The organism is Pseudomonas migulae, from assembly GCF_024169315.1.
Classification (GTDB): Bacteria; Pseudomonadota; Gammaproteobacteria; order Pseudomonadales; family Pseudomonadaceae; genus Aquipseudomonas; species Aquipseudomonas migulae_B.
Window position 1 is genome coordinate 3906528 of record NZ_JALJWR010000001.1, and the last position, 12434, is coordinate 3918961.

Annotated in this window: 12 protein-coding genes; 7 read left to right on the top strand and 5 right to left on the bottom strand. The window is 57.4% G+C overall.

The genetic code is table 11. The features are described 5' to 3' along the window. Positions 1-15 precede the first annotated feature (15 nt). From recF to J2Y86_RS17970, 3 genes are all read left to right on the top strand, one after another. Positions 16-1119, top strand: a complete 1104-nt coding sequence (recF, locus tag J2Y86_RS17960; RefSeq protein ID WP_010465495.1) for a DNA replication/repair protein RecF — start codon at positions 16-18, stop codon at positions 1117-1119. 5 nt (positions 1120-1124) lie between these two features. After that, complete coding sequence (gene gyrB, locus J2Y86_RS17965; RefSeq protein ID WP_253434172.1) at positions 1125-3542, top strand: DNA topoisomerase (ATP-hydrolyzing) subunit B; 2418 nt, start codon at positions 1125-1127, stop codon at positions 3540-3542. A gap of 235 nt (positions 3543-3777) precedes the next feature. Further along, positions 3778-4296, top strand: a complete 519-nt coding sequence (locus J2Y86_RS17970) for an Hcp family type VI secretion system effector (RefSeq protein WP_253440356.1) — start codon at positions 3778-3780, stop codon at positions 4294-4296. Positions 4297-4484: 188 nt separating this feature from the next. Here the strand turns inward: J2Y86_RS17970 and J2Y86_RS17975 are convergent, their stop codons facing one another. The 4 genes from J2Y86_RS17975 to glyQ form a co-directional block, all read right to left on the bottom strand. Next, positions 4485-5264, bottom strand: coding sequence for a lysophospholipid acyltransferase family protein (locus tag J2Y86_RS17975; protein WP_253434175.1), 780 nt, complete (start codon positions 5262-5264; stop codon positions 4485-4487). Between the two features lie 82 nt (positions 5265-5346). Beyond that, complete coding sequence (gene gmhB / locus J2Y86_RS17980) at positions 5347-5880, bottom strand: D-glycero-beta-D-manno-heptose 1,7-bisphosphate 7-phosphatase (RefSeq protein WP_253434178.1); 534 nt, start codon at positions 5878-5880, stop codon at positions 5347-5349. 6 nt (positions 5881-5886) lie between these two features. Next, on the bottom strand, positions 5887-7941 hold the full coding sequence (glyS, locus tag J2Y86_RS17985; protein ID WP_253434181.1) for a glycine--tRNA ligase subunit beta: 2055 nt from the start codon (positions 7939-7941) through the stop codon (positions 5887-5889). Then, the gene (gene glyQ, locus J2Y86_RS17990) at positions 7938-8891 is read right to left on the bottom strand and encodes a glycine--tRNA ligase subunit alpha (RefSeq protein ID WP_003213601.1); all 954 of its coding nucleotides are present in this window, start codon (positions 8889-8891) and stop codon (positions 7938-7940) included. The genes glyS and glyQ overlap by 4 nt, the downstream gene beginning before the upstream one ends. An 81-nt stretch (positions 8892-8972) precedes the next feature. On the opposite strand from glyQ, the gene tag reads away from it, so the two are divergent. The 3 genes from tag to J2Y86_RS18005 all read left to right on the top strand — a co-directional run bounded on the left by tag (position 8973) and on the right by J2Y86_RS18005 (position 10858). Then, positions 8973-9530 carry a DNA-3-methyladenine glycosylase I gene (tag, locus tag J2Y86_RS17995; RefSeq protein WP_253434184.1) on the top strand — a complete coding sequence of 186 codons (558 nt, stop codon included), beginning with the start codon at positions 8973-8975 and terminating at the stop codon, positions 9528-9530. Between the two features lie 40 nt (positions 9531-9570). Beyond that, on the top strand, positions 9571-10458 hold the full coding sequence (locus J2Y86_RS18000) for a lysophospholipid acyltransferase (RefSeq protein WP_253434187.1): 888 nt from the start codon (positions 9571-9573) through the stop codon (positions 10456-10458). Between the two features lie 160 nt (positions 10459-10618). Then, positions 10619-10858, top strand: a complete 240-nt coding sequence (locus J2Y86_RS18005; RefSeq protein ID WP_253434190.1) for a PilZ domain-containing protein — start codon at positions 10619-10621, stop codon at positions 10856-10858. Here the strand turns inward: J2Y86_RS18005 and J2Y86_RS18010 are convergent, their stop codons facing one another. Continuing rightward, complete coding sequence (locus tag J2Y86_RS18010; protein WP_253434205.1) at positions 10859-11173, bottom strand: tetratricopeptide repeat protein; 315 nt, start codon at positions 11171-11173, stop codon at positions 10859-10861. Between the two features lie 271 nt (positions 11174-11444). Here J2Y86_RS18010 and J2Y86_RS18015 point away from each other — a divergent pair, with 271 nt between their 5' ends. After that, on the top strand, positions 11445-12407 hold the full coding sequence (locus J2Y86_RS18015; protein WP_253434208.1) for an IS110 family transposase: 963 nt from the start codon (positions 11445-11447) through the stop codon (positions 12405-12407). The last annotated feature ends 27 nt before the right edge of the window (positions 12408-12434 follow it).

The following is a 12434-nucleotide window of genomic DNA, read 5'->3' on the forward strand; positions in this document are numbered from 1 at the left end:
CTCAGCAGAAGCTAGATGTCCTTAAGTCGCGTTTCGGTCACCGCGGTGCGTAATCTGCACCCGGTGACCTTCTCCCCCTCCCCCCGAATCAACATTCTTTACGGCGCCAACGGCAGCGGCAAAACCAGTGTTCTGGAAGCCATTCACCTGCTGGGGCTTGCCCGTTCGTTTCGTAGCACCCGCCTGCTTCCGGTCATTCAGTACGAGCAATTGGCGTGCACGGTGTTTGGCCAGGTCGAATTGGCTGAGGGCGGGCATAGCGCATTGGGGATATCCCGCGACCGCCAGGGTGAGTTCCAGATTCGCATTGACGGTCAAAACGCCCGTAGCGCCGCGCAACTGGCTGAAATTCTGCCTCTGCAACTCATCAACCCAGACAGTTTCCGTTTACTGGAAGGCGCACCGAAGATTCGTCGACAGTTTCTCGATTGGGGCGTGTTCCACGTGGAACCGCGATTCATGTCAACCTGGCAACGCTTGCAGAAGGCCCTGCGCCAGAGAAACTCTTGGCTGCGGCATGGTACACTTGACGCCGTTTCGCAAGCGGTTTGGGACAGGGAACTGTGCCAGGCCAGCGCTGAAATAGATGAATACCGCCGCGCTTACATCAAAGCCTTGAAACCAGTCTTTGAACAGACCTTGAGCGAACTGGTTGAGCTGGAAGGCTTAACGCTCAGCTATTACCGAGGTTGGGACAAAGACCGTGAGTTGAGTGCAGTGCTCGCCGGGTCCCTTCAGCGGGATCAGCAAATGGGTCATACCCAGGCCGGACCACAACGCGCTGATTTGCGTCTCAGATTGGGCGCACACAACGCCGCGGACATCTTGTCTCGTGGCCAGCAGAAGTTGGTGGTCTGCGCATTGCGGATTGCCCAAGGGCACTTGGTTAGCCAGGCCCGTCGCGGCCAGTGTATTTATCTGGTGGATGACCTGCCGTCTGAACTGGACGAGCACCACCGTCGCGCGCTTTGCCGCTTGCTGGAAGACTTACGCTGCCAGGTGTTCATCACCTGTGTAGATCACGAATTACTGAGGGACGGCTGGCAGACGGAAACGCCAGTCGCTCTGTTCCACGTGGAACAGGGCCGTATCACCCAGACCCACGACCATCGGGAGTGAAGGCATTGAGCGAAGAAAATACGTACGACTCAACGAGCATTAAAGTGCTGAAAGGCCTGGATGCCGTACGCAAACGTCCCGGTATGTACATTGGTGACACCGACGATGGCAGCGGTCTGCACCACATGGTGTTCGAAGTGGTCGATAACTCGATCGACGAAGCTCTCGCCGGCCACTGCGACGACATCAGCATCATCATCCACCCGGATGAGTCCATTACCGTTCGCGACAACGGCCGTGGCATCCCGGTAGACGTGCACAAAGAAGAAGGCGTTTCCGCAGCCGAGGTCATCATGACCGTGCTGCACGCCGGCGGTAAGTTCGATGACAACTCCTACAAAGTATCCGGCGGTCTGCACGGTGTAGGTGTTTCGGTAGTGAACGCACTGTCCAAAGAACTGATCCTGACCGTTCGCCGCAGCGGCAAGATCTGGGAACAGACTTACGTCCACGGTGTTCCGCAAGAGCCGATGAAAATCGTTGGCGAGAGCGAAACCACCGGCACCCAGATTCACTTCAAGCCTTCAGAAGATACGTTCAAGAATATCCACTTCAGCTGGGACATCCTGGCCAAGCGGATTCGCGAACTGTCCTTCCTCAACTCCGGTGTTGGTATCGTTCTCAAGGACGAGCGCAGCGGCAAGGAAGAGCTGTTCAAGTACGAAGGTGGTCTGCGTGCGTTCGTTGAATACCTGAACACCAACAAGACCCCGGTCAACCAGGTGTTCCACTTCAACATCCAGCGTGAAGACGGCATCGGCGTCGAAATCGCCCTGCAGTGGAACGACAGCTTCAACGAGAACCTGTTGTGCTTCACCAACAACATTCCACAGCGCGATGGCGGTACTCACCTGGTGGGTTTCCGTTCCGCACTGACGCGTAACCTGAACACCTACATCGAAGCTGAAGGCCTGGCGAAGAAACACAAAGTCGCCACCACCGGTGACGATGCCCGCGAAGGCCTGACCGCGATTATTTCGGTGAAGGTGCCGGATCCGAAGTTCAGCTCCCAGACCAAAGACAAGCTGGTGTCTTCCGAAGTGAAGACTGCGGTCGAACAGGAAATGGGCAAGTACTTCTCTGACTTCCTGCTGGAGAACCCGAACGAAGCCAAGCTGGTCGTCGGCAAGATGATCGACGCGGCGCGTGCACGTGAAGCGGCGCGCAAGGCTCGCGAGATGACCCGCCGCAAAGGCGCACTGGACATCGCCGGCCTGCCGGGCAAACTGGCTGACTGCCAGGAAAAAGACCCTGCCCTCTCCGAACTGTACCTCGTGGAAGGTGACTCTGCTGGCGGCTCCGCCAAGCAGGGACGTAACCGTCGCACCCAGGCCATCCTGCCGCTCAAGGGCAAGATCCTGAACGTCGAGAAGGCACGCTTCGACAAGATGATCTCTTCGCAAGAAGTGGGCACCTTGATTACCGCGCTGGGCTGCGGCATTGGCCGCGACGAGTACAACATCGACAAGCTGCGTTATCACAACATCATCATCATGACCGATGCTGACGTCGACGGTTCGCACATCCGTACCCTGCTGCTGACCTTCTTCTTCCGTCAGTTGCCGGAGCTGATCGAACGAGGCTACATCTACATCGCTCAGCCACCGCTGTACAAGGTCAAGAAAGGCAAGCAAGAGCAATACATCAAAGACGACGACGCCATGGAAGAGTACATGACGCAGTCGGCCCTGGAAGACGCGAGCCTGCACCTGAACGAAGAAGCCCCGGGTATCTCCGGCGAAGCGCTCGAGCGTCTGGTGAATGACTTCCGTCTGGTCATGAAGACCCTCAAGCGTCTGTCGCGCCTGTACCCGCAGGAACTGACCGAGCACTTCATCTACCTGCCAGCGGTCAGCATGGAGCAACTGTCCGATCACGCAGCGATGCAGGACTGGATGGCTCAGTTCGAAGTTCGCCTGCGCACCGTCGAGAAATCCGGCCTGGTTTACAAAGCCAGCCTGCGTGAAGACCGTGAACGTAACGTCTGGCTGCCAGAGGTCGAGTTGATCTCCCACGGCCTGTCGAACTACATCACCTTCAACCGCGACTTCTTCGGCAGCAACGATTACAAGACCGTTGTCTCCCTAGGCGCTCAGTTGAGCACCTTGCTGGACGACGGCGCGTACATCCAGCGTGGCGAGCGCAAGAAGCCGGTCACCGAGTTCAAGGAAGCGCTTGAATGGCTGATGGCTGAAAGCACCAAGCGTCACACCATCCAGCGATACAAAGGTCTGGGTGAGATGAACCCGGATCAGCTGTGGGAAACCACCATGGACCCAAGCCAGCGCCGGATGCTCAAAGTGACCATCGAAGACGCCATTGGCGCGGATCAGATCTTCAACACCCTGATGGGTGATGCGGTCGAACCTCGTCGTGATTTCATCGAAAGCAACGCCTTGGCGGTGTCCAACCTGGATTTCTGATCCAGCGGACTTGCCAAAAAAAGGCCAGCGCATTGCGCTGGCCTTTTTTATTGCGTCGGGAATTCGCTCTTACGGCACGGCTGAAAATCGTATCGAACGCAGGCGTTATACCTCGGCATCTCGCAGAAAAGTCCTACATACGTCATCCCTGGTGCTCTTTATCCTACCGCCTCCTCGTCAAGTGTATGACTTGAGGAAGCGATCATTTTTGGGATATCGAAAAGGGAATGCTGCTATGCCAACACCCGCGTACTTAACAATCAATGGAAATCGGCAAGGGATGATCACTGCCGGGACCTTTACTCAAGAGTCGGTTGGAAATGTGTATCAGGAGGGGCATGAGGACCAGATCCTGGTACAGGCATTCAGTCACCAGATCATTATTCCAAGAGATCCTCAATCCGGCCAACCCACGGGTCAGCGAGTGCACAAGCCACTCATGATCTCCAAAGTCTTTGATAAATCATCACCGCTGATCTTCAACGCCTTAACGAGTGGTGAAGTGCTGCAGAACTGTAATATCGCCTGGTATCGAACATCGTCGGCGGGCACTCAAGAGCACTATTTCAGTATCGAGTTAAGCGATGCTGTGATTGTCGATGTACAGACCAGAATGCCGAGCTGCCAGGATCCCAACATGGCCCACTTTACGCATCTCGAAGACGTGTACTTCACCTACCGAAAAATTACCTGGATCCACGAAGTCTGCGGCACCTCGGGTTCCGATGACTGGCGTGCCCCCATCACCAGCTAACGCCTGCAGCAATCCGAATCGCAGACATAAAAAAACCGGCTATATCAGCCGGTTTTTTTACGTCCAAAAAAAACTTATGCACCTTTTTCTGAGTTTTATGTGTTTAGGAAATATATATATAAATCATAAGCTTAAAATCAAAACGAGCGACTTTTCGACAAAACGGTACACAGGTTATCCACAGAACTTCAGACAGCCACCTGATCGCTGGCAGCCGGGGCTTGCGGGGCGGGTGGAAGCGAGCCCATGTCCCGTTGCATCTGCTCGTTCCAGGCCTGAACCCGATCGTTCAGGTCGGCAATGGCTCGCGGCCCGCTGCCCTCGGCGTACATCGGCTCGCCGATGATTACCGTGATCACGCCTTGCTTCTTCTTCCAACCGGTTTTCGGCCAGAACTTGCCGGCATTGTGCGCAATCGGCAGCACTGGAAGCGCGGCGTTTACGGCTAACGCGGTACCACCGCGAGAGAATTTTCCGATGGTGCCATAAGGAACCCGAGTTCCTTCAGGGAAGATCAGTACCCAGACGCGATCCTTGAGCAGCTCATCGCCCTTCTTCGCCACATGTTTGAGCGCCGCTTTCGGATTGTCGCGGTCGATGGCGATTGGTCGCAGCATGGCCATTGCCCAGCCAAAGAACGGAACGTAGAGCAATTCACGCTTCAGCACTTGGCTCAAAGGTTCGAAATAAGCCGAGAGGAAGAACGTCTCCCAGGTGCTCTGGTGATTGGACTGAATCACGCAGGGCTGGTCAGGCACGTTCTCGGCGCCCTTCACTTCGTAGCTGATGCCCAGAAAGACTTTGCTCAGCCACAAGGCGCAACGGCACCAGTACACGTTGATAAAACGATAGCGCGCCCTGAATGGCAGAAAGGGCGCGATAAAAAAGCTCAGGCTGCACCAGAGCAAGGAGCTGGTGCCCAGCAGCAGGTAAAAGAGGAAGGTTCTGATGGCCTGCAGTATCGACATGGCGACGTTTACCGTGCGGGCTCTGCCCGTCTATTTAAAGCGCACTCCCGATCAATCCTTTGACAGGAATATCAGAAGCACTCTAATTGTGGATAAGTTCTGCGGCAATCGCCGCCAGATCGTCAAATATCAAGGTGCCTACCGGTAGGGACTTGCCCAAAGTCTTTACGCCTTTCCCGGTCTTTACCAAAACTGGCTGAGAATCGACGGCTTTGGCGGCTTCCAGGTCACCGAGACTATCGCCAACGAACCATAGATCAGTCAGCGATACGTTGTAATGCGCGGCGATGGTTTTCAACATCCCGGGTTTTGGCTTGCGGCAATCGCAGCCGTCGTCCGGCCCGTGCGGGCAATAGACGATCAGCCCGACTTCACCGCCCTGCTCCGCCACCAACGAACGCAAGCGCTCGTGCATGGCGTCCAGGGTGGCGATGTCGTAATAGCCGCGAGCGATGCCCGACTGGTTGGTAGCAACCGCTACCGTCCAGCCAGCCTTGCTCAACTGCGCGATGGCTTCGATCGAACCGGGGAGCGGAATCCACTCCTCCACCGACTTGATGTAAGCGTCGGAGTCGTAGTTGATCACCCCGTCCCGATCGAGAATCAGCAGTTTCAAACAGTCTTACCCCAGCAGCGAAATATCGGCGACGCCGAGGAACAACCCACGCAGACGCGACAGCAGCGCATAGCGGTTGGCGCGCACGTTGGCGTCATCCGCGTTGACCATCACGGCTTCGAAGAATGCATCCACCGGTTCGCGCAGGGCGGCCAGGCGTGCCAGCGATTCGCTGTACTGACGCGCAGCGGCCATTGGCTGAACAGCCTGGTCTGCCTGCTGGATCGCCGAGTACAGGGAGAACTCGTTGGCATTGTCGAAGTACTTGGCTTCCACAACCGAAGGAACAGAGCCTTCGACCTTGCTCAGCAAGTTCGAAACGCGCTTGTTCACGGCGGCGAGGGCAGCGGCTTCCGGCAATTTGCGGAAAGCTTCTACCGCTTGTACACGCTGATCGAAGTCCAGCGCCGAACCCGGCTTCAGGGCACGGACCGACAGATAAGTCCCGACATCCACGCCTTCGTCTTCGTAACGGGCACGCAGGCGGTCAAATACGAATTCGAGTACCGAATCAGCCAGGCCAGCAGCCTTGACCTTGGCGCCGAATGCATTCACAGCGAACGCCACGGCATCGTTCAGGTCCAGGTCGAGCTTCTTCTCGATCAGGATGCGCAACACGCCGAGTGCCGCACGACGCAAGGCATACGGGTCTTTGCTACCGGTCGGCAGCATGCCGATACCGAAGATACCTACCAGCGTGTCGAGTTTGTCGGCGATGGCCACGGCCGCACCGGTCAGGGAGGTCGGCAATTCAGCTCCGGCACCGCGCGGCATGTACTGCTCGTTCAGGGCCAGCGCGACTTCTTCCGGCTCGCCGTCATTGAGGGCGTAGTAGTAACCGGCGACGCCTTGCATCTCCGGGAACTCACCGACCATCTCGGTCGCCAGGTCACACTTGGACAGCAGGCCGGCACGGGAGGCCCAGGCTGCGTTGCCGCCAATGCGTTGCGCGATGAACGCGGCGAGTTTGGAAACGCGCTCGGCCTTGTCGTAGACGCTGCCGAGTTTTTCCTGGAACACCACGTTTTGCAGGCGCAGGTTGAAGTCTTCGAGTTTCTGCTTCTTGTCTTGCTTGAAGAAGAACTCGGCGTCGGTCAGGCGTGGGCGAACCACTTTCTCGTTACCGGCGATGATTTGTTGCGGGTCTTTGCTTTCGATGTTGGCCACGGTAATGAAACGTGGCAGCAACTTGCCGTCGGCGTCCAGCAGGCAGAAATACTTCTGGTTGTCCTGCATGGTGGTGATCAGCGCTTCTTGCGGCACGTCGAGGAAACGCTCCTCGAACGAGCACACCAGCGGCACCGGCCATTCAACCAGCGCGGTCACTTCGTCGAGCAGGGCTGGCGGAACGATCGCCGTGCCTTCCTGCATCGTCGCCAGTTCTTCGGTGCGCTTGCTGATGATCGCGCGACGCTCGTTGGCATCGGCCAGCACGTAAGCGGCACGCAGGTCGCTCAGGTAGTTGGCGGGCGAAGTGATGCGCACGCTTTCCGGGTGATGGAAGCGGTGACCACGGGAATCGCGACCGGCCTTCTGGGCGAGGATCGTGCAATCGATGACCTGGTCACCGAGCAGCATCACCAGCCACTGGGTCGGACGAACGAATTCTTCCTTGCGAGCACCCCAGCGCATGCGCTTCGGGATCGGCAGGTCGTTGAGGGAGTCTTCAACGATGGTCGGCAGCAGGCTCGCGGTTGGCTTGCCGGCGATGCTTTGGCTGTAGCGCAGTTTCGGACCGCTCTGATCGATTTCGCTCAGCTCGACGCCGCACTTCTTGGCAAAACCCAGTGCCGCTTGCGTCGGGTTGCCTTCGGCATCGAACGCGGCCTGACGTGGCGGGCCGTCGAGGTTGATGCTGCGATCCGGCTGCTGAGTGGCCAGCGAGGTGATCAGCACAGCCAGACGACGCGGCGCGGCGTAGACGGTTTTGGTCTCGTAGTTCAGACCCGCGGCTTGCAGGCCCTTGTCGATACCGGCCAGGAACGCATCAGCCAGGGTGTTCAGGGCTTTGGGTGGCAGTTCTTCGGTGCCCAGTTCAACCAGAAAATCTTGAGCACTCATTGTGCAGCCTCCAGCTTGGCCAGTACTTCATCACGCAGGTCCGGGGTCGCCATCGGGAAGCCCAGCTTGGCGCGAGCCAGCAGGTAGGCTTGCGCAACGGAACGCGCCAGGGTGCGCACACGCAGGATGTATTGCTGACGCGCGGTGACCGAGATTGCCCGGCGCGCATCCAGCAGGTTGAAGGTGTGGGACGCCTTCAACACCATTTCGTAGCTCGGCAACGGCAGCGGCTGGTCGAGTTCGATCAGGCGCTTGGCTTCGCTTTCGTAGAAATCGAACAGTTCGAACAGCTTCTCGACGTTCGCGTGTTCGAAGTTGTAGGTCGACTGCTCCACTTCGTTCTGGTGGAACACGTCGCCGTAGGTCACTTTGCCGAACGGACCGTCAGCCCAGACCAGGTCGTAGACCGAGTCCACGCCTTGCAGGTACATGGCCAGACGCTCGAGGCCGTAGGTGATCTCGCCGGTCACCGGGTAGCACTCGATGCCGCCCGCTTGCTGGAAGTAAGTGAACTGCGTCACTTCCATGCCGTTCAGCCAGACTTCCCAGCCCAGACCCCAGGCGCCCAGCGTTGGCGACTCCCAGTTGTCTTCGACGAAGCGAATGTCGTGGACCAGCGGGTCCAGGCCGACGTGCTTGAGGGAGCCCAGGTACAGTTCCTGGAAGTTGTCCGGGTTCGGCTTCAGGACTACCTGGAACTGGTAGTAGTGCTGCAGGCGGTTCGGGTTTTCGCCGTAGCGGCCGTCAGTCGGGCGACGACTGGGCTGCACATAAGCGGCGTTCCAGGTTTCCGGGCCGATGGCGCGCAGAAACGTGGCAGTGTGGAAAGTCCCGGCGCCTACTTCCATATCGTAGGGCTGAAGTACCACGCAACCTTGCTCGGCCCAGTATTGCTGGAGGGCGAGGATCAAGTCTTGGAAGGTACGCACGGCTGGCGTAGGCTGGCTCACGAAATTCACCTGTTTCTTGGGCTGCGATTTAAAGAGCGGGAGTATACCCGATTCGTTGCTGCGCACGCCCCCTGGAGCCTTATGCCACGCTGCTTTTGGTGTTCCGAAGATCCGTTGTACATGGCTTATCACGACCAGGAGTGGGGCACGCCGCTACGCGATGCGCAGGGATTGTTCGAGTTGCTTTTGCTCGAAGGGTTCCAGGCCGGCCTCTCCTGGATCACCGTGTTGCGTAAACGTGAGCGATATCGCGAGGTGTTGTTCGGCTTTGACGTACAGCGCGTGGCGCAGATGAGTGACGCTGAAATCGATGAATTGATGCTCGATCCCGGCATTATCCGCAATCGCCTCAAACTCAACGCGGCCAGGCGCAATGCCCAGGCCTGGCTGGCGCTGGAGGACCCGGTGGCGTTTCTCTGGTCCTTCGTTGGCGGTAAACCGGTGATCAATCACTTCAAGGATCGAACCGAAGTCCCGGCAGTAACGCCGACCGCCGTGGAGATGAGCAAAGGCTTGAAAAAAGCCGGGTTCACCTTCGTCGGCCCGACCATTTGCTACGCGCTGATGCAGGCCTCGGGGATGGTCATGGACCACACCCGCGATTGCGATCGTTACGCGAGCTTGTCGATCGGCGGTTAGAATAGCCGCCTCGCGCACAGCACAAAATCAGGAGTGACCTGTGGATAAGTTGAAAGGCGCCTTGCTGGTAGGCGCTCTGCGGTTGTTCGCCCTGCTTCCGTGGCGGGCCGTGCAGGCGGTGGGCTCGGCCATCGGCTGGATGATGTGGAAAACCCCGAACCGTTCCCGCGACGTGGTGCGGATCAATCTGGCCAAGTGCTTCCCCGAGATGGACCCTGCCGAGCGCGAGCGTCTGGTCGGCCAGAGCCTGAAGGACATCGGCAAGTCGCTGACCGAAAGTGCCTGTGCATGGATCTGGCCGGCGCAGCGTTCCATTGATCTGGTCCGCGAAGTCGAAGGTCTCGACGTCTTGAAAGACGCCCTCGCCTCCGGCAAAGGTGTCGTTGGCATTACCAGTCACCTGGGCAACTGGGAAGTGTTGAACCACTTCTATTGCAGTCAGTGCAAACCGATCATTTTCTATCGCCCGCCGAAGTTGAAGGCGGTGGATGATTTGTTGCGCAAGCAGCGGGTGCAACTGGGTAACAAGGTGGCGGCCTCCACCAAGGAAGGCATCCTCAGTATCATCAAGGAAGTGCGCAAAGGTGGTGCAGTGGGGATTCCCGCTGACCCGGAACCGTCCGAGTCCGCCGGGATCTTCGTGCCGTTCTTCGCCACTCAGGCGCTGACCAGCAAGTTCGTACCGAACATGCTCGCCGGCGGCAAAGCGGTCGGCGTATTCCTGCACGCCCTGCGCCTGCCGGACGGTTCGGGTTACAAAGTGATCCTCGAAGCCGCGCCGGAGGCCATGTACAGCACCGATACCGAGACATCCTGCGCCGCCATGAGCAAGGTGGTGGAGCGCTATGTGCGGGCGTATCCGAGCCAATACATGTGGAGCATGAAGCGCTTCAAGAAGCGTCCACCGGGTGAAGAACGCTGGTATTGAGTGGATTGGCATGATCTGTGGATAACTTCTTTTTGTAGGCGCGAGGCTTGCCCGCGAAGGCGATATTTCATCCAACATCATCGTTGAATTTAATGGCCTCTTCGCGAGCAAGCTTCGCTTCTGCAAGTTATCCACAACTGTTCAGAAAAGGGCGCAGAAGATGTCCGAACACCGAAAATCGTTTCGCATCAAGATCAGTCATGAAAGCTTTGGCGAATGCCTCGGCCAGACCCGCAACCTCTCGACGACGGGTGTCTACGTCAAGCATCCGGGCTTGTCTGCGCTGCCAAAAGGGGCAGTGGTGTTTGGTCAGGTGCAGGATTTACCCACAGGCGCGCCGCGGGTTCGCATGGAAGTGGTGCTGGTGGATGCCGAAGGCATTGGCCTGCGCTATCTCTGATCAGGGCGCCTGACGCTCAAGCTTTTTCAGAAACACCGTCATTTCTTTCTCTGCCTGCTTGTCGCCATGGGCCCGGGCGGCTTCCAGACCTTGTTCCCACGCCTGACGCGCCGCCGGATGGTCTGCCAGCGCCAAGTGCGCCTTGCCCAACAGCTTCCACGCCGCTGAATACTTCGGATCGAACTCGACGCAACGCTGGAAATGTTCGGCGGCTTTGGCGTTTTCCCCAAGATCCAGATAGCCCTTGCCCAGACCAAAGCGCAGCAATGAGTTATCCACACCCTTGGCGAGCATTTTTTCCAGGGATTCGAGCATGGTGGATTCCTTATTGAGGTTTTTCAGGGATGCCTGTGTGGTTATGAGATCGCTTTCGCGGGCAAGCCCGCTTGTATGTTTAGACTTGAAGGGGTGGGCGGGACTAAAGCCTAGCTTCTGACTCTGACCAGTACAGACCGTGGGAGACTTCGTCCCGCCCCTTCACCTAATGCGCCGATAAGGAATGCATCGGCCTAGACCGACGATAGAAACAAGCCAGCGCAACGGTGAACCCCGACAAGTCTTTAAACCCTAGCTCGGAGGGCGTGCCATGACAATTCATGTTTCGCAGGTGGTCGTTGGTGTGGATGTCGCGAAGGACGAGATCGCTGTTTATCGATCCGATCTGGAGCAGGTCTTGATTGTTTCGAACGAGCGATCGGCCCTTAAGGTGTGGCTCAAGGCGCTGCCCGCAAACAGCGCCATTGCCCTCGAAGCCACCAACACCTATCACCTCGATACGACGGAGATGGCCCATGAAATGGGTCATGACGTTTACGTCATCGATGGCAGCCGTCTTAATCGATACCGCGAAGGGATAGGTATTCGGGCTAAAACAGATGCCCTGGATGCAGCGTTGCTGGCTCGTTACTTGAGTAAAGAGTCCGACAAGTTGAGGATTTGGAGTCCGCCTCCAAAGGCCTACACACAACTCAAAAGCTTGCTGCGTCGTCGGGCCGAGCTTGTTCGGCATCGTGTGGCCATCAAACAAAGCTGGAAGGACGAACCGTTGCTCGAAGAGGCATTGGCCGACTATCTGGCATGCCTTGAGCAGATTGAAAAAAGCATACAGAAAGTGCTGAAGAGCATTGTCAGCGAAGCTGACATGGACGCGCAGGTAAAACGCTGCCAAGCGGTTGAGGGTGTAGGCGTCCTGACGGCTACAGCTGCAGTCACCGCCTTTATGCGTGGAGATTTTTCCGACAGCGATGGCTACATCGCCTTTCTAGGAATGGATCCGCGAGTCAGACAATCGGGAAAGAAGGATCAGAAACGATACTTATCCAAACGAGGCGATTCGGAGTTCCGGCGCTTATTTCATAACAGCGCCATGGCCGCGAGTCGCTCTCCAGCCTGGAAACCTTACTATCAAAGCTATCTGGCAAGAGGCATGAAGGGCACTCAAGCCTTGGTAATACTTGCCCGTAAGCTGGCCAGAGTACTGTTTGCCTTGATGAAAAATCAAAGCGAGTACAAGCCAAGTTCTATGTTTGGGGGTTGCCCCCAAACATAGAATCTCCCACAGGGATCTCAGCCGTAC